At 36.0% G+C, this 18186-nt stretch carries 12 protein-coding genes; 10 read left to right on the top strand and 2 right to left on the bottom strand.

The genetic code is table 11. From position 1 onward, the window contains the following. The first annotated feature begins 10 nt into the window (after positions 1 to 10). The 6 genes from ABWU58_RS01785 (at position 11) to ABWU58_RS01760 (ending at position 9001) form a co-directional block, all read left to right on the top strand. Positions 11 to 3085: an efflux RND transporter permease subunit gene (locus ABWU58_RS01785; RefSeq protein WP_353283428.1), complete on the top strand. Its 3075-nt coding sequence runs from the start codon at positions 11 to 13 to the stop codon at positions 3083 to 3085. Between the two features lie 88 nt (positions 3086 to 3173). Next, positions 3174 to 4736, top strand: a complete 1563-nt coding sequence (gene nusA / locus ABWU58_RS01780) for a transcription termination factor NusA (protein WP_353283427.1) — start codon at positions 3174 to 3176, stop codon at positions 4734 to 4736. Between the two features lie 9 nt (positions 4737 to 4745). Beyond that, complete coding sequence (infB, locus tag ABWU58_RS01775; protein ID WP_353283426.1) at positions 4746 to 7070, top strand: translation initiation factor IF-2; 2325 nt, start codon at positions 4746 to 4748, stop codon at positions 7068 to 7070. 9 nt (positions 7071 to 7079) lie between these two features. Beyond that, complete coding sequence (locus tag ABWU58_RS01770; protein ID WP_353283425.1) at positions 7080 to 7496, top strand: ribosome-binding factor A; 417 nt, start codon at positions 7080 to 7082, stop codon at positions 7494 to 7496. 3 nt (positions 7497 to 7499) lie between these two features. Then, positions 7500 to 8357 carry a 4-hydroxybenzoate octaprenyltransferase gene (gene ubiA, locus ABWU58_RS01765; RefSeq protein ID WP_353283424.1) on the top strand — a complete coding sequence of 286 codons (858 nt, stop codon included), beginning with the start codon at positions 7500 to 7502 and terminating at the stop codon, positions 8355 to 8357. 488 nt (positions 8358 to 8845) lie between these two features. Beyond that, positions 8846 to 9001 carry a hypothetical protein gene (locus ABWU58_RS01760; RefSeq protein ID WP_353282999.1) on the top strand — a complete coding sequence of 52 codons (156 nt, stop codon included), beginning with the start codon at positions 8846 to 8848 and terminating at the stop codon, positions 8999 to 9001. Here the strand turns inward: ABWU58_RS01760 and ABWU58_RS01755 are convergent. Next, positions 8996 to 9352: a hypothetical protein gene (locus tag ABWU58_RS01755; RefSeq protein ID WP_353283423.1), complete on the bottom strand. Its 357-nt coding sequence runs from the start codon at positions 9350 to 9352 to the stop codon at positions 8996 to 8998. The two genes, ABWU58_RS01760 and ABWU58_RS01755, sit on opposite strands and share 6 nt — an antisense overlap. 287 nt (positions 9353 to 9639) lie before the next feature. On the opposite strand from ABWU58_RS01755, the gene ABWU58_RS01750 reads away from it, so the two are divergent. Then, positions 9640 to 9948: a transposase gene (locus tag ABWU58_RS01750; RefSeq protein WP_353283422.1), complete on the top strand. Its 309-nt coding sequence runs from the start codon at positions 9640 to 9642 to the stop codon at positions 9946 to 9948. Further along, a complete protein-coding gene (locus tag ABWU58_RS01745) occupies positions 9941 to 10222 on the top strand; it encodes a transposase (RefSeq protein ID WP_353283690.1) in 282 nt (93 codons plus the stop codon). Before ABWU58_RS01750 ends, ABWU58_RS01745 begins: the two co-directional genes overlap by 8 nt. Positions 10223 to 10735: 513 nt before the next feature. On the opposite strand, the gene ABWU58_RS01740 is transcribed toward ABWU58_RS01745, so the two are convergent. Beyond that, the gene (locus ABWU58_RS01740) at positions 10736 to 13021 is read right to left on the bottom strand and encodes a hypothetical protein (RefSeq protein WP_353283421.1); all 2286 of its coding nucleotides are present in this window, start codon (positions 13019 to 13021) and stop codon (positions 10736 to 10738) included. A 138-nt stretch (positions 13022 to 13159) separates the two neighbouring features. Between ABWU58_RS01740 and ABWU58_RS01735 the strand changes: the two genes are divergently transcribed. Together ABWU58_RS01735 and ppdK are read left to right on the top strand one after the other, a co-directional pair. Further along, positions 13160 to 14518, top strand: coding sequence for a phosphomannomutase/phosphoglucomutase (locus tag ABWU58_RS01735; protein WP_353283420.1), 1359 nt, complete (start codon positions 13160 to 13162; stop codon positions 14516 to 14518). 352 nt (positions 14519 to 14870) lie between these two features. Further along, positions 14871 to 17543: a pyruvate, phosphate dikinase gene (ppdK, locus tag ABWU58_RS01730; RefSeq protein WP_353283689.1), complete on the top strand. Its 2673-nt coding sequence runs from the start codon at positions 14871 to 14873 to the stop codon at positions 17541 to 17543. Positions 17544 to 18186 lie beyond the last annotated feature (643 nt).

The raw sequence follows: 18186 nt of genomic DNA, 5'->3' as shown, positions 1-18186 counted from the left end.
AACATTTAACATGCAGAGCTTACTCATAGAGCGAAACAGGGCGGTGGTATTATTACTTATAGTAATTTTTATCTTCGGTTCATACGTTTATGTAAAAATGCCAAGAGAAAGTAACCCTGATATACAGATTCCTATAATCAGCGTGTTTGTTGGACTTCCTGGGATTTCTGCTCAAGATAGTGAAAAGCTATTAGTGCTTCCTATAGAAAATGAACTAAGATCCATCGAAGGTGTAAGAGAACTAAAGGCATTCGCGACTAATGATGGTGCTCACATGATACTCGAATTTGGAACAGAGTATGATAATAAAGAAGTGCTCGATAATGTCCGTTCAAAGCTTTCAAACATAAAATCGAAGTTACCTGTTGAAGCGGAATCTCCAATAATAAATGAAATAAACTTGAGCTTATTTCCGATACTCAATGTCGGCTTAATTGGTAATTTGCCAGAAAGAGCCTTAACTGAAATAGCACGCAAGCTAAAGAAAGAAATAGAATCTCTGCCAAATGTTCTCAAAGTTGAAGTGGCAGGTATGCGTAAAGAAACAGTAGAAGTTATAATTGAGCCCACAGTTCTAACAAAATATAACATTCAATCAAACGAAATATTCCAAGCTATATCAAGCAATAACAGACTAGTGGGAGCTGGGTCACTGGAAAATGATACCGGTAAATATTCGATTAAAATATCAGGGTTATTAAAAGATATAGAAGATATTATGAATATTCCTATTAGATCTCAAGGCGATGCAGTTTTGAGAATCAAAGATATAGCAAAAGTATACCCTAGGTTTGAGGATCACCAAGGGTTTGCTCGCATTAATGGATTACCTAGTGTCGTGCTAGAAATTTCAAAACGTAACGGAAAAAACATAATAGACACAGTAAATCAAGTAAAATACTTAATGGATAAGGCAAAAGATCAATTACCTGAAAATTTAAAAGTGGTGTACTTAAATGACCAGTCAAAAAACGTCCGCGATGTGCTTGATGACTTGGAAAACGGCATAATATTCGCTGTGTTGTTAATATTGATCATAATGATGCTTTCTATGGGAACAAGGATTGCTATTCTTGTGGCACTCTCGATACCCGGTTCCTTTCTCATTGGGATAATAGCTCTTTACTTTATGGGCATAACCTTAAATATCGTTGTGCTCTTCAGTTTAATCATGGCTGTTGGCATGCTGGTTGATGATGCAATTGTGATCAGCGAATATGCCGATAGAAAGATGATCTGCGGAATGGACAAAGTAGAAGCCTTTCACACTTCAGTTCGTGATATGTTTTATCCAGTTCTATCATCGACGTTAACTAAATTAGCAGTGTTTTTTCCTCTATTATTCTGGCCTGATACTGTTGGTAAATTCATGCAGTACATACCAATTACAATAATTCTAACTTTGACTGGATCGCTCATTATGGCTTTGGTTTTTATACCAACACTTGGTGCAATATTTGGCAAGCCTTCGATAACTTCAAAAAAAGAAATAAAAAAAACGAGTGATATAGAAAGTGGTGAGATAAAAAATGCTGGGCCTATAATAAGAGCTTACATACGCATGCTAGAGAAGGTTTTAGATCATCCTAAAAAATTCATATGTGCTACTGTATTCGTCCTGTTTTCATTTAGTGTGCTGTACTTTACCTTTGGTCCTGGAGTGAAGTTTTTTCCGAAAGTGGATTCAGATAATATTTTAATCAGTGTTAAAGCAAAAGAAAGCTTATCAGCCAAAGAACGAGATCTGATACTCAAAGAAGTGGAAGAACGCATTTTGAGCGTTGAAAAAGAAATTCATGTTTCTTATGCTAGATCAGGAGCATTTTCAGACAACGTTATCGCCAAAATTCAACTAGAACTTATGGATTGGCGCTTCAGGCGCAAAGCTAAGCACATATTAAACGATATAAGGAGCAGTGTGCAAGACATGAAAGGAATAATAATTAATGTTCAAGAGGAAAAGTCAGGACCGTCGGCTGACAAGCCAATACAAATTAACCTCAGCGGGAGTGCATCCAATTTGAATTTAGCAGCAGAGAAAATTCTAAAAATTATGGACCAACCTTCATCCGGGTTTATAAATATTCAAGATAGCAGATCAGCACCTGAAATAGAGTGGAATATGAGTGTTGATAAGAGTAAGGCTACAAGTTCTGGAGTAAGTGTTGCAACCATTGGCGATTTTATAAAGATGGTTACAAATGGAGTGTTGATTGGAAAATATAGACCAAATAACACGGATGAAGAAATCGATATTGTACTCCGTTTCCCCAGAAGGGACCGCAACATGAAGACTATAGATAATCTTTTTATCAATACAGTTAATGGCCCGTATCCTATGAGCAACATAGTAAAATATGCTCCCGAAAAAAAGGTAAACAAACTAAATAGGATTGATGGATTACGTACAGTGACAATTTCCGCTGATGTGGATACTGGCTATCTTGTTAATGAAAGAGTAAAGTTCATTCAGAATTCTATTGCCCAGAATTGGGACAAGGGAGTAAAAATTGATTTTAAAGGCGACAAAGAAGATCAACAAAAATCAGGAACATTTTTGTTAAAGGCTTTTATATTAGCGATTACACTAATGATATTGGTATTAGTGACACAGTTTAACAATGTATACCATACATTTATCGTAATGACAGCAGTGTTTTTATCCACAACATGTGTGTTTTTTGTTTTCTTTCTTATCCAACAAGTTTTCGTAGTTGTTATGTGTGGAGTGGGGATAATTGCTTTGGCAGGAATTATAGTGAATAATAACATACTATTGCTTGATGCCTTTCATCACCAAATTAAGGTACACAAAAATGACATCAAGCGATGTGTAATAAATGCTGCAATTTCTCGCGTTAGGCCAATATTGCTTACCGTTGCAACCACAGTTCTTGGTTTAATACCGATGATTACCAGGTTAAATATCAATTTTTTTACGCTACAAATCACATATGATGCTCCATCAAGCCAGTGGTGGGTTGACATTTCAACAACCATAGCAAGTGGAATATTGGCTGCAACGGTCTTAACTTTATTCTTTACTCCTGCGTTGCTTGTCATACAAAGACATGAAAAAACTTGACTTAAATTAGCAATCATTTAACATTTAAGATAGCGTTCTTTGCCCGTTGAAGCTATAATTATAACTAATTACATTGGATTTATTTATTATGATTGCTAATCGTAAAAGCAGTGTTAAGCAGAAAAGTAACAAGAATAACATAGTTGGAAGCCTTGATGTAATAAAAACAGCAGGAGAGCTTTCACTTCAAAAAGGTTTAGGTTTTGATGTTGTAATAAAGGCACTAGAAAGTGCTATAGAAGCAGTGGCTTATCAAAAGTATGGTAGCAAAAGTAAAATTATAGTTAATATAGATAGAAACACAGGCAAAGTTACTTCATACAGAAAACTAAAAGTTATTGATGACGAATCAGATGGAGAAGAGAATACTGAGTATGAATCAATTACGCTGACACAAGCTAAATTAATAAAAGGAGATGCAAAAGTTGGAGATACTGTTAGTGAATTGCTCTCTCTTAACACTGATCTTGCTTCAGCAAGGATTGCCCAGCAAAAGATTGCTCAAATAATTAAAGATGAAGAGTCAAAAAAGCAATATGAGGAATTTAAAGATAAGGTGGGAGAAATAAGGTATGGTATTGTTAAACAAGTAGAATATTCAGATCTTATTATAGACATAAATGGCACTAGGGCATATCTTCCATTGCGAAATTTGACCGGTGGTGAATCATTTCGTGAAGGCGATAAGGTTAAAACTTACATACAGACTGTTAAGCGCTCTGATGATGGACGTCAAATTATTCTTTCTCGGACTCATGAAGGCTTTTTAGAGGCATTATTAAATCAAGAAATACCAGAAATTGCTGACGGGTTAGTAACAATTAAAGGTATAGCTAGAGACGCCGGCTCAAGGTCTAAGGTTGCTGTTTTCTCTCCTGACAAGAACATTGATCCAGTAGGTGCTTGTGTTGGAGTTAAGGGAGATAGAATAAAAACTATTATACACGAATTAAATGGTGAAAAAATTGACGTTATAAATTACTCCTCAGATTTGGGTCAATTTGTTATTAAAGCCATTACTCCTGCGGAAGTATCGAAGGTTATTATTGATGAAAATGAAAATTGCATAGAGTTAATAGTTGCTGAAGATCAATTGAGTTTAGCTATAGGAAAAAAGGGCCAGAATGTAAGATTAGCTTCAGAGCTTGTTGGGTGGAAAATTGAGATATTAAGCACTCAGCAAGAATCAGAAAGGCGAAGTAAAGAACTTAGTCAATGTTCAGCTTTATTTGCTGAAGCTTTAAACTTAGAAGAGATTATGGGTCAGCTATTGGTAACAGAAGGTTTTTCAAGCGTAGAAGATATATCCAACGCTTCAATTAAAGAGCTTGCTTCAATAGAGGGCTTTAATGAGGATATTGCAAACGAACTTCATAATAGAGCAAACAAGTATCTGAAAGCAGAAAATGATAGAAAAATAGAAGAGCTAAAAAGTCTAGGTATGGAAGATGATGTAATCAATTTAACTTTATCAATAGACAATAAAATTGCTCTTAGTAAACACGATATTAAGACTTTAGAGGACATAGCAGATTTATCAAGTTATGAGTTTTGCAGCATACTCTCTTCCTCAGCTGATAGTAAAGAAAATTTAAAAGATACAGTAGATTCAATAATCATAGAAGCACGTAAAAAGCTTGGGTTAATATAATAAAATAATATGAATAATGAAGATATCAGTAATAAAAAATTAACGCTCCAAGGCTTAAGCAAGCTTAAATTAGACCTCAATTTAAACTCTTCAGCTAGCCCAAGTACTGGAGCTACAATAGTAAAAAAAAGAAGAAAAAAATCTCATGATGCAGAAGAACATAATTTATTTGACGAGAGTAAATTAGGTTCTTTAACAGAGAAAGAACAAATTTTCCGCATTAATGCTGTGCAGAATGCTGCTTTGCTGAAAGAAAGAAATCAGAGAGAAGAAAAAGAGAAAACAGCAAAAGAAGACAGCAATAAAGAGATTGACGAGAAAAATGAAGCGGACACTTTATCTAAAGAAATAAATAAGAAAGTTTTAAGTAATACTCACTTAGTTGAACTAAGAGAAGATAATATTGACTATGAGGACGACGATAAAAAGTCTTCTAAAGTCAATAAAGATATATATTCTAAGCATTCTAAACTGGTAATTGCACAGGCAATAGATGAAAAAACTGAACAACCCCCTGTATTTAAGCAAAGATTTGGTATAAGAAGTAGAAAGTCAAAGTTTACTAAGGGTAAAAATATATCAAGAGAAGTTATTATACCAGACAAAATAACTATCAGGGAGTTATCTATTCGTATGGCAGAAGATAGCAAGAGTGTGCTAAAAATGTTCAAAGAAGAAGTCGGTGAGAGTTATAGAGTAGATGATCTGGTGGATCCAGATATAGCATCTGAAATAGTGGAAAAATTTAATCATACGGCTAAACGAGTGAGCGATACCAACAGAGAAAAGGATTTATTTTTTATAGAAGGCAGAGAAAGCCTGCCTAAAAAACCTAAACCACCAATCGTCACTTTTATGGGACACGTCGATCATGGTAAAACCTCATTGCTCGATGCATTTCGTGAATCTAATGTTGCAGAAAGAGAGTCAGGTGGCATAACTCAACACATAGGTGCTTATCAAATAACGACAAAAGATAAGCAAAAAATTACTTTTATTGATACACCAGGACATGAAGCGTTCACTGCGATGCGTGCATGTGGTGCCAATATTACTAATATAGTTGTAATAGTAGTTGCAGCTGACGATGGAATCATGAAACAAACAGTTGAAGCAATAAATCATGCAAAAGCAGCAAATGTTTCTATTATAGTTGCTATTAATAAAATTGATAAATCTGAGCCTGGTGATGTAGAAAAAATAATTAATAGTTTGCCTCAATATGATCTCATCTCTGAAGAGCTTGGTGGTGATATTATGATTGTGCCAGTATCAGCAAAAAAGAAAACTAATTTAGATAAACTAGAAGAGGCGATTTTGTTAATCGCTGAATTAATGAAGCTAGAAGCAATAGAAGATTGTCGAGCACTTGGATGGGTAATAGAATCCAAAATAGATAAAGCGAAAGGAATATCAGCTACATTGATAGTTGAGGAAGGAACGTTAAAGGTTGGTGATATATTGGTAGTTGGTACAACATACAGCAAAGTACGTAGTATGGTTAATCACCTTGGTCAAAGAGAAAAAGCAGCACTACCCTCCGCTCCAATTGAAATTACTGGTCTAAATGGTGTGCCAAATGCTGGAGATAAATTTGTTGTTGTAAATTCTGAAAAGCAGGCGCGCGAAATTGTTGAATACAGGCTAGAGTTGATCAAGAAAAAGAAAGAAGATTCAGACGACAATAATTTAGATATATTCAGTCGTAATAACAGTGAAACAGAAGAACTATCCGTAGTTTTAAAGTGCGATGTAACTGGTTCTATTGAAGCAATATCAAGTTCAATTGATAAACTCGGTAAAGACCAAGTGAAATTAAATATCCTACACAAAGCAGTAGGAGGGATAACAGATTCAGATGTGCTGCTTGCAGAAGCATCAAGTGCAGTAATTTTAGCTTTTAATGTAAAAGTGGACTCAAAAATAAGGGACTTGGCAAAACAAAAAGGTGTAGAAATACATACTTATAACATAATATACGAGCTCATTGACGACATGAGAATGTATTTAACTAAAATGTTAAAGCCTGTTACACGAGAGGTTCGTGTTGGTTCTGCATCTGTGAGGCAAATATTTAACGTATCTAAAGCTGGTAATATCATTGGATGTTACGTAAGTGATGGAGTCATAAGAAAAGATTCTTTAATTAAGGTAGTGCGTGGTGGCAAATTGGTGCATGAAGGAAAGTTAAAAGCACTACGTAGATTTAAAGATGATGTTAAAGAAGTAGGTGTAAACTTTGAATGCGGAGTATCACTAGAGGGTAATATCGATATTAAAGTTGGAGATATTTTGGAAGCTTATCAATTAGTGCAAGAAGAAAGGGTGTTATAGTAGATGGATATGAAAAAGGAAATTAGAAACCTAAAAATAGCATCGGTATTGCATAGAGCAATATCAAGAGTCCTAATGGAAGGTAAGGTGTTCAATAAAAATGTAGCGGTATCTGACGTAAAATTAAGTAAAGATTTGAAAAAAGCAGATGTATATATTGTGTTATCTTCATTGAATATCCAAGTAGCTGACTACTCAGATTCAGAAAAAAGTACATGGATTTCAGCATCACGCACTGGAGATCCTTCTGAGAATAATTGTGATATTAACACTGTTGTTAATGAAATGAACCAATCTGCATGGTCAATACGTAAATCTATATTGTGTTATGTTGATTTGCGATTTATACCTGAGTTAGTTTTCAAGCCTGATTTAGCGTTCGATAATTTTGTTAACGTAAGCAAAATATTACATAATCACACTTAATTAATGTATTTCAACCATTACTTTTCATTAATGAGATTGCACAGTTTAACAGGTTTGTGGCTTGTGCTATTTCCCAGTTTGAGCGGTATTCTTTTAGCCTCAACTTCTCTATCGTATCAGGCTCTTTTTCTCCTTGTTTTGTTCACTATAGGTGCATTTTTAATGAGACCTGCAGGGTGCATAATCAATGACATTTTCGACAGGGAAATAGATGCGCACGTTGAACGAACAAAATATAGGCCACTTGCAAGTGGTGCATTAAACATAAAGCAGGCTTTAGCTTTACTTTCACTGTTACTGTCTATTGCCCTGGTAATCTTATTATTAACTAATAAAACTACACTTATACTTGGAATAATCTCAATGTGTATGATAGCTACTTACCCTTTATTAAAGCGGTATGTTTGGTGGCCACAATTGTTCTTAGGGTTTACCTTCAATATGGGATCGCTCATGGGCTCAGCAGCAATAATAAACCAGATCAGTATAGAATCCTTGCTGTTTTATATAGGATGCGTCTTTTGGACGCTTAGTTATGACACCGTATACGCTCATCAAGATAAAAAAGATGATGAAAAACTCGGAATGAAATCTACCGCATTATATTTTGGTGATACAACAAAATCTTGGTTGAAAAGATTTTATTTAATATCTCTTATGACGTGGCTATATGCTGGTATCTTATCATCATTAAATAACATTTTTTATATTGCTCTATTTGCTGTAGGGTTCATATTTCACCACCAATACAAAAATTTCAATCCTGACGATCCCAGTCAATGCATGTCCATATTTAAAAATAATTCCTACATAGGGTTGCTTCTCTTTTTTGGCATCCTTTTAGATAGAATTATCACCTAGGTCTCAAGAGTTTTGGCTCTAATGAAGTCAATAAACTCAGGTAGCCCGCAGAAACGAAAAAACTTACTTGACAAGCTTTGCCAGTCCTCTTATCATGAAACTGAAGGTATTCAGTTATCTTCATCTGTGCAGATTAAACAGCAAGAAAACAACGTAGTTGGCGTCTTATTTTTAATTTTTTGCACTATGTGCACCTTATGTCTTCACAATATTTCTAGGTTTTTACCTATATAAGCTGAAACGCGCTTATAAGTCGTTTAAGACAGTATAGTACGCCAATTTGCAGGATTAGGAAGTGAACACTAATTACCACGGGGTTTCTTTTGCCTTTTTTTCTGCTTAGTAAATTTCTTAAACATTCAAACTAAGGTGAGTTGCATTTAAAAGCAGCTAAATTGCAGTGTTTAAGACTTAAAAAAACGCCAATACAGAAAATAGACAATGACTAGGGCTTCTTTTGCCTTTTTTTTCGTTTGGTAAATTTCTTAATGTTTATAGCTAAAAGAGCCCAAGAGAGGTCAGTGCTCCTTTTTTTGTCATCTCAGCACCTTCTTCTGTCATCCCAGTGCGTGACACTGGGATCTAGCCTTTATTATTTGGTTGAAATTAAGTCTTCTGGATCCCAGTGTCAGCTACTTTCATAACATCATCATAAAGTAAAATGAGATCCCAGTGTCACGCACTGGGATGACAGGGGAAGGTATTAGGATGACACCGTCATAAGGTGAACCAGTGCTCCTTTTTTTGTCATCCCAGTGCGTGACACTGGGATCTAGGAAACTTAAAACTGCAAGTAATGCATTGGGTTTTGTGAATATGGGTTTTGCGTTATAGAATGAAACACTTTTGGTGAATTTGTAAAGAGAACTAGATCCCAGTGTCACGCACTGGGATGACAGAAGAAGGTGCTGGGATGACAGAAGAAGGTGCTGGGATGACAGAAGAAGGTGCTGGGATGACATTATAAGGGCACTGGGATGACAAGAAGAGGGCACTGCCGTCTAAAGGAACCAGTGTTAGCTACTTGGATGACAGAGAGTAATGCAAGAAAATAATTGGATTTTTTGTAATGCTACGGAGTTCAGTGTTTTCTATAAATTTTCACGCAATTTGTTAGCAAAATTGACAGTTGCTGAAATACTGAGTAAAATACTTATACAATAGTGTTAAGTGAGGAAAAATGGATTTTGCCAAATATATCAAAGATGATACTCTTAGAACTTGTCTTGAAAAGAAATGAGAAAGAGAATATGATGAGATAAGTAAAAAATAGTAGGTAAAAATGTATCCAAGTGATATAAGTGACAAAGAATGGGAAATTTTGGAGCCACATGTTGCACAAGGAGAGATAGGGAGGCCAAGGAAGCACAATATCAGAACGATTATTAATGCAATAAGGTATATAATGAGAGGTGGTTGCCAGTGGAGAATGCTGCCAAAAGATTTTCCGCCATGGAAAACGGTGTATGATTATTTTCTCAGGTGGCGTAATAGTGGCAAATTGGAAGAAATACACGATATGTTAGTAAAAAAGGTAAGAAAAATGGTTGGCAAAAATGAAATACCTTCGGTAGGAATAATTAATCAGTGAAAACCACTCAAAAAGGGGATCCAGAGGATATGATGCTGGCAAGAAGATAAAGGGTAGAAAACGTCACATTGTTGTGGATACTGTAGGTCTTATAATTGCTGCTGAAGTACACAGTGCAAGCATTCAGGATCGTGATGGTGCCCCAAATCTTTTTGTTCAAGCCAAATGCAAAGCTCCAACTTTACGTAAGTTTTTTGCTGATCAAGGATACATAGCAAAACCGCTGTTTATTGGAAACAGGATGTTTATTAACCATTACCAAGAAAGCTGTTGATGTTACAGGATTCCAGGTTATTCCTAAACGTTGAGAGAACCTTTGCTTGGCTTTCCAATTTTAGACGTATGAGCAAGGATTATTCCTCTTACTTCAAAAACCAATATCTTCTTTAATATGATTACTTCTATGCTTACTAAATTAGCTACTTAAGCCCTTTCAAGACAGGCTCTAAGCAGTAACTGTTGTTTGATATAAAATTTTTCTATGATAAATTAGGGTGTTTATTGTCAAAAATGCATTTTCTAATTGAATAAAAATACAAAATTATAAACAAGAGTTGTAATAAAACTAAATTCAAAAAATTTAAAAAAAACATAGTTGATATGACGGTCTGCTACGTGTTAGCGGCTAAGAGATACCGCGGCGGAATGACGATAACCTCGTCATTCCGCTACTTGTTAGCGGCTGAGATACCGCGAATGAATCGCGGTATGACGGTTAATTATTCCGCTACTCGTTAGCGTCATGGCAGTACGACGTCTTAGCTATAGTTAACAATAGAAGCAAAACTCATCCTTTTGGAAGAGGAGGAGATTTTTCCGGACCCTTAGCAGGGACTGCGTTTGGATTTGAGAATTCTGTTTTAACATATTCACCTCTTTCATTATATAAATCATGGAAATCATTCATTTGCACGTCAGTTTGAACTTCCACTTCCTTAGTCTCTCTTTGGTCTGTTGAAGATGATGCATCAACTCCTGCATTTTGAGTAGCTTTTTGTTTTAGTTGTTTATTTTCTTCTTGTAATTGCTTTAAATTTTTCTTTAACTCGTCAATCTCTCTTATTTTTTGTTTTAATTGTTCAGATATAGTTAGTTTGTCTCTAGTCAATTTTTTGTTTTCTTGTCTTAACCCACTAGCTATTCTGCTTGAGTTGTTGTTTACAGCTTGTATACCTTGGTCTTGCTGCTGCATGCTTGTTCCTCTACTTTCATATTCAACTTCAGTTTGAGTTGATGTAGCTGCTGTTTCTTCCTGACCTTCTTTTTGCTGTAATATGTTCTGCAGTTGCTCTAGACTCTCTTTGACAGATGCCAGCTCTTCCTGTGTACACGTTAACATCCCTTCTTTTTCCTTAAGTTGATATTGAAGCTTTTCTATTTCCCCCTTCGTATTTTCTTCGCTTAGCTCATCTGTAAGTGATCTTCCAGGTTCAAGTTGTTGAATTTCCCTCTCTAAATCTTCCTTTTCTCTCTGTAATTCATTTAATTCTTTAGACAATCGGCTCGCCGTTTCAGCCAATGTATTGTTTTCCTTTTTTGTTTCCATCAACTGTTCTGCCAACTGCTTTTCATGATTATCCTTTAAACCTTCCACTATTTTCTTCAGGTCATTCTCCAAATTTGCATTCTTTTCCTCTAGTGCAGTTAAATTAGCTTCACTTTGCTCCAATTTTCTCTGTAGTTCTTTATTTGCCTCATTTGTTTCACCTTCCTTATCTTTCAACTGATCATTTAAGCTCTCTATTACATCATTTTTATCCTGTAGTTCTTTCTCTATCTCTTGTGTGAACTGCTCAATATCTTGATCCTTCCAAGCTAATTCAGTTTTAGGTCTTTCAGCTTCTTCTTCCCAAATTTGCTTTCCCTCACTTAATGCGCTTATTTGTGTATCACCTTCTTTTTCTATCTTTTGATTAAGTTCTTCTAATTTTTCGAATTTCTCTATAAGTGACTCAATAGAAGCATCTTGTTCCTTTATTCTTTGATCTCTTTCAAATATCGCTCGCTGTTGTTCATTAACTTTATCTCTCAAGGAGTCACGTTCTAATCTTAGATCCTCAAGCTGCTTTGCCTGCGCTGCAAAATATTGAGCAAATGTTTCTTTTTCTTTCTCTAATTCCTCAATTTCGTCTACTTCACCTTTTGCTCCTTCTTGTTCATGCTCTTCTTCATCACCAGACATATCATCCTCAAATATTTCATCTTCATCACTAAATTCACTACTAGTGGATATAGAACTTCTACGTGAAGAAGGTGTGCTAGGAGAGGAATACCCACTGCTGCTTGGTGTAGGTGACTGTGGTGATATATGTGGATCTTTTGTAAATATTTCCTCTGCTGGTACTTGCTGATCGTCTACACTCCTAGTAAAAGCTTGATGCAGAGTTTTTCCATTGATAAAAACTTCTTTATTCTGCTCAACTAATTTTAATATTTTATCTTTTGTTTCCTCTGGTGTGAACTTTAAATCACCAAATTTTGGCTTACCAATAACACTCTGTATACCACCAGAATCCAATTTTACGGTCATGCTACAGTCTATGCTGTTACCTTCAGAATCCTTAGCCTGCCAGTTAATGGTCATTTCACATGAGCTTGAACCAGTAAAATCATAGTGCCTTTCGCTGCCTTTTTTGGTCGCAGTTATTTGACTATCTTTCCCTAAAGATATGTTATAAACCTTACCTTCACTGCTGGCCCTTAAAATATTGCTAATTTCTATTGGTTTTTCTTCATTTTCAAATCTAATTTTGAAGTCATTATCTTTTGTTGAATACGCTAAGAAATTTTGACCAGGCAGAGACGACTTAAGTTCTTTATGCGTTGTGTTTATTGATTGCTCAAATTTTTGGAACTCCTTTTCCCACTTTAAATTTATCTGTCCTGTAATGTTCTCATCTTTGCGTAAAGGGCCAATAAAATACCAGATTAAATTTTTTTCCTCCAATTGTTTTATAGTCTCTTGAAAGCTGCTACAAGATTCAATCACATCTAAAATATCCTTTTTCTTCTGTTCATCTACATCTAAACTTTGACCCTCAGCTATAAATACACTTTCGTTCTCCCATGGCATAATTTTACATTTTTGGAAAATATACTATAATACTAACAACTTTAATTGAAAAATCAACTAATTATGTGGGTAAATAAAGAAGAAATTTGAACACTTGTCCATTATGTTATATAGTAGTTACTCCTTAAGCAGTGCAGTATGGACAATACCATTATAAGAAAATACGATATTAGAGGTATAGTAGGCAAAGATTTGCAGATTAATGATGGGCATGAGATAGGTAGAAAGTTTGGCCAAACCGTAGCTAGTGTTTGTGTCGGCTACGACAGCAGAATAGATTCACCAGGTATAGAAAGAGAATTAATTAGGGGCTTAACTTTATCCGGTGCAAATGTTATACGCGTTGGGCTATGCTCTTCACCTATGCTCTACGCTGCAACACAAATCACGCAGGCGGATCTTGGTATCATAATAACTGCCTCTCATAACCCCAGCGAATATAATGGCTTTAAATTTTTTAGTAATAAAAAAGTCTTCTCAGATCAAGAGATAAAGGAAATTATAAGCAATCCAATTAAAGACAGTACAAGAATTGGAAGCTTAATTAACATAAATATATATAGTGAGTACATTCGCATATTAAAAAGTGCAGTGAAGAATAATACTACACAGAAATTAAAAATAGCCTGGGATTGTGGAAATAGTCCAGCAAGTGGAATTATAAGGTGTATTGAAAAGATCTTGCCTGGTCATACGCATATCGTAACCAATAACTCTATAGATGGGGCATTTCCACTGCATGATCCAGATCCCATAGAGGAAAAAAATCTCGCCCAATTAATTGACATTGTGAAGGAATATGGATGTGATCTTGGCATTGCGCTAGATGGCGATAGCGATAGGGTGCGCTTAATTGATAATAAAGGCAGTGTTGTTTCCAATGACCATTTATTTATAATTTTTGCACGTGAAGTGTTGGAGGAATATCCAGAAAGCAAAGTTATTGCTAACGTAAAAATGAGTATGAAAGTGCATGATTTTATTAGCAAGTTAGGAGGGCAAGTTATTACCTGTGCTACTGGACATTCACTAGTTAAGAAGAAGATGGTAGAGGAAGAGGCAAAGTTTGCTGGTGAATTAAGCGGGCACTTCTTCTTTTCTGAGCTAGGTTTTGATGATGGACTATATTCTGCTGTTAAAGCAGTTGACATTTTGCTTAAGAAAAACCAAAGCCTATCTCAGGTGATTGAGGATTTACCGAAGTTATATATCACTCATGAAGTAAAGATTGTAGTGAAAGATGAGAAAAAATTTCAAATAATTGAATCAATAAAGAAAACACTGGAGCAGCAAAATATTGTATTTTCAGATCTTGATGGTGTTAAGGTAACCGATAATAAAGGTTGGTGGCTTCTTAGGGTATCAAATACGCAAAACTGCATTACAGCAAGATGCGAAGGAGAGACTTTAGAAGGTTTTGAACTTACTAAAAAGGTTTTGTTCCATTACATTGATGAAGCAAGGTCTTTAAATTGTAGCTACTCACAGAAAAATTGACCCTATCTCTTAAATAGAGCCACTTAAGGTGGCTGCTCTTGAAAACCGATTTCGAAGGACCTTCCTTCATCTTCAATAAAACAAACATTACTTTGTTTGTTACTGCAGCACACCATTATTCTTAGGGTTGAAAAACTTAGAAAGAGCCATAAAAAAATTTTTAAATATATCTTTATATTATATATTCTTATTGATAATAATTTGTCATCTTTTTTGTTAACTTTACTGATGTTGTTGTAAGGAACATTGTTGCCAAATTTTGTAAAATTTATTATCCTAAGGTTTCAAGTCCTCACAGGTTTATTGGAACTATATGTACAATGTGTTTATCAGTGAAAATCCGGAGAAAATGATGGGGGAAAAGTTAATACATTACTTTAGCAAGGGCAGATGCGAAGGCAATGCAGAAATGAAAAATCTGCTGGGAGGAAAGGGGGCAAATTTAGCAGAAATGTGCAATGTTGGCATTCCTGTTCCACCTGGTTTCACAATTTCCACCTCTGTTTGTCAGGCCTACTGTCAGGATAATGAATTGTCTAACGACCTATGTAACGAGATCAAAAACTACATGGTGATGCTCGAAAATGACATCGGTTGTAAATTCGGGGATTTAAATAACCCCTTATTAGTTTCAATACGCTCTGGTAGTGTTAGTTCAATGCCGGGCATGCTTGATACTATTTTAAATGTTGGTTTAAATGATGAAACAGTTATTGGGCTTGCAAAAAAAAGTGGAGAACGTTTTGCTTACGATAGCTACTGCCGTTTTATCATGATGTACTCCAATGTTGTACTACAGCTTGACCATCACCTATTTCAAGATGTTGTTGATAATAAGCAGCAAAAGAGTGGAGCAAAAAGCTTAGCTGATCTTGATGTTGATGTTTTAAAGAGAATTGTTAACAATTTCAAAAGGATAGTACATGAAAAAACAGGAAAACATTTTCCGCAGAACGTTGAAGAGCAATTGTTAAACTCAGTTAATGCAGTATTTGCCTCTTGGAAAAATGATAGGGCTGTTTCCTATAGAAGAATATATAATATTCCTGAAAACCTTGGAACAGCGGTCAACGTGCAAGCAATGGTTTTCGGTAATTTAAATGATAATTCTGCAACTGGTGTGATATTTACACGAAATCCTTCAACTGGAGAAAAAAAGCTTTTTGGTGAGTTTTTGGTTAATGCTCAGGGTGAGGATGTGGTTTCTGGTGTTTATACTCCTATGCCAATTGACGGAGAGCAAAAAAACACCATGGAGAAGTTGCTGCCAAGTGTCTACCGAGGATTATGTGTGGTATGTGAAAAACTTGAAAGGCATTATAAAGACATGCAGGATATCGAATTTACTGTGCAGGACGGTAAGTTATGGATTTTGCAGACTAGGTCTGGCAAGCGCACGGCTGAAGCTGCTATTCGCATAATAGTTGATATGGTAAATGAAGGAACGATTACAAAAGAAGAAGGAATATTGAGAATTGATCCAAAAACTTTTGACAATTTATTGCATCCAGTTCTTGACGTTAAGAGTGACCAAAAAGTAATAGGGAAGGGACTGCCGGCTTCTCCAGGGGTTGCTTCTGGATATGTAGTGTTTAGTGCAAGTGATGCTGAAAAAGCTGCAGAGCAGGGTAAAAAAGTGATTTTAGTAAGGTCAGAAACGAGTCCTGAAGATATTAATGGAATGAATGCTGCAAGTGGCATAGTAACAGCACGGGGAGGGATGACCTCGCATGCTGCTGTTGTAACCCGTGGAATGGGTAAGCCATGCATTTGCAGTGTAAGTGGACTTTATATCGATAAAGATGGAACTTTCTTTTCTGTAGGGAATACAAAAGTAAATAAAGGTGAACCAATTACCATCAACGGAGGAACAGGGGAGGTTATGCTTGGCATTCTCCCTACAATTTCACCTGAATTATCACAAGAATTCAAAACGATAATTAACTGGATAGATGAAATTAAAACGATCAAAGTGAGAGCGAACGCTGATACTCCAAAAGATGTAAAAATTGCAAAAGGATTCGGTGCAGAAGGTATAGGCTTATGTCGCACAGAACATATGTTTTTCGCTAGTGATAGAATCGAATTCATTCAAAAGTTGATAATAGCTGACGATGAAAATGAAAGGGCAGATGCGCTCATTAAACTGGAAGAAATGCAAAAGTCTGATTTCAAGGAAATATTTTCTATTATGGAGGGCAGGGAAGTCACTATACGGTTGCTTGATCCGCCTTTGCATGAATTTTTACCCAATAATCAGTCTACTATAGAAAAAATCGCCAAATCACTTAGTAAGTCAGTTGAATCAGTAAAAAATAAAATAGCACAGTTATCGGAAAAAAATCCAATGCTTGGCCATCGAGGTTGTAGACTTGCCATTTCTCATCCTGAAATATATAGCATGCAGATTAGGGCAATACTTAGTGCTGCAAATGAGCTAAAAAAGGAAAAAAGTGTAGAAATCAAGCCTGAGATCATGATCCCTTTTATAATGAATGAGAAAGAATTTATTCTGATATGCGAGCTAGCAAAGAAAGAATCCTCTGTCATCTCACAGACGCAGATTCCAGCGTCACGCGCTGGAATGACATCAGACAAGGCTTATTCAATTGGAACGATGATAGAACTACCAAGAGCAGCACTGATTGCTGATAAGTTAGCAAAACATGCAGAGTTTTTTAGTTTTGGCACTAATGATTTAACGCAAACAACCATGGGACTTTCAAGAGATGATTCAGTTAATTTCCTCGATTCTTATAAGGAAAGCAATATATTTGACAATGATCCATTTGAAGTGCTGGACATCGAAGGGGTAGGGGAGTTAATCAAGATAGCCATTGAAAGAGGCAAAAAAACCCGAAAAGAAATAAAACTGGGTATATGTGGAGAGCATGGAGCAGATCCAAAATCTATAGAGTTTCTCATCGAATCAGGGGTGGATTATGTTTCATGCTCACCCTATAGAGTACCGGTTGCAAAGTTAGTGGCAGCACAGTTTAGTGTAAAATCTAAGTTTGTTGGGTAAGTGAGAAATATAGCGATAATATAACCACTGGTGACTTTCCTCACTTAGACAACTGTGTCAAGCACTGGAATGACACCCCTACTTAACCGTCATACCACCGCGGTATCTCTTAGCCGCTAACAAGCAGCGGGATGACGAGGATGCCACCGCGAACCTTCATACTGCCGCAGACCGTCATACCGCCGCGGTATCTCTTAGCCGCTAACAAGCAGCGGGATGACGAGGATGCCACCGCGAACCTTCATACTGCCGCAGACCGTCATACCGCGATTCATTCGCGGTATCTCAAAGCATAGATCCCGCTAACAAGCAGCGGGATGACGGTTGTCGTTTAGCTACAAACGTTAAGAAATTTACCAAATAAAAAAAAGGCAAAAGCAGCCCCATGGTGGTTGGCTATTTACCATGTACTAAAATATCGGCGTTTTTTTTATTCTAAAACGCTTGATTAAGAGCGATTTAGCTGCTTTTAACTTGCAACTAACCTACACCGCAAGTGTTTAAGAAATTTACTAAGCAGGAAAAAAGGCAAAGAAACCCCGTAGTAGCTAGCATTCAAATTCTCCCTTGTCAATTTGACGTTTTTTGCTGTCTTAAACGCTTTGTAAGCGCGTTTCGGCTTATATAGGTAAAAACCTAGAAA

This window comes from Wolbachia endosymbiont (group A) of Pogonocherus hispidulus (assembly GCF_964028195.1).
Taxonomy (GTDB): domain Bacteria; phylum Pseudomonadota; class Alphaproteobacteria; order Rickettsiales; family Anaplasmataceae; genus Wolbachia.
Note: the sequence above shows the minus strand (reverse complement) of the source record. Positions and strands in the feature narration are given on the sequence as shown.

What these genes read in the sequence shown, in the direction of transcription:
- ABWU58_RS01785 (WP_353283428.1), top strand. Translation starts at nt 11, where the DNA reads ATGCAGAGCTTACTCATAGAGCGAAACAGGGCGGTGGTATTATTACTT.
- nusA (WP_353283427.1), top strand. Translation starts at nt 3,174, where the DNA reads ATGATTGCTAATCGTAAAAGCAGTGTTAAGCAGAAAAGTAACAAGAAT.
- infB (WP_353283426.1), top strand. Translation starts at nt 4,746, where the DNA reads ATGAATAATGAAGATATCAGTAATAAAAAATTAACGCTCCAAGGCTTA.
- ABWU58_RS01770 (WP_353283425.1), top strand. Translation starts at nt 7,080, where the DNA reads ATGAAAAAGGAAATTAGAAACCTAAAAATAGCATCGGTATTGCATAGA.
- ubiA (WP_353283424.1), top strand. Translation starts at nt 7,500, where the DNA reads ATGTATTTCAACCATTACTTTTCATTAATGAGATTGCACAGTTTAACA.
- ABWU58_RS01760 (WP_353282999.1), top strand. Translation starts at nt 8,846, where the DNA reads ATGTTTATAGCTAAAAGAGCCCAAGAGAGGTCAGTGCTCCTTTTTTTG.
- ABWU58_RS01750 (WP_353283422.1), top strand. Translation starts at nt 9,640, where the DNA reads ATGTATCCAAGTGATATAAGTGACAAAGAATGGGAAATTTTGGAGCCA.
- ABWU58_RS01740 (WP_353283421.1), bottom strand. Translation starts at nt 13,021, where the DNA reads ATGCCATGGGAGAACGAAAGTGTATTTATAGCTGAGGGTCAAAGTTTA.
- ABWU58_RS01735 (WP_353283420.1), top strand. Translation starts at nt 13,160, where the DNA reads ATGGACAATACCATTATAAGAAAATACGATATTAGAGGTATAGTAGGC.
- ppdK (WP_353283689.1), top strand. Translation starts at nt 14,871, where the DNA reads ATGGGGGAAAAGTTAATACATTACTTTAGCAAGGGCAGATGCGAAGGC.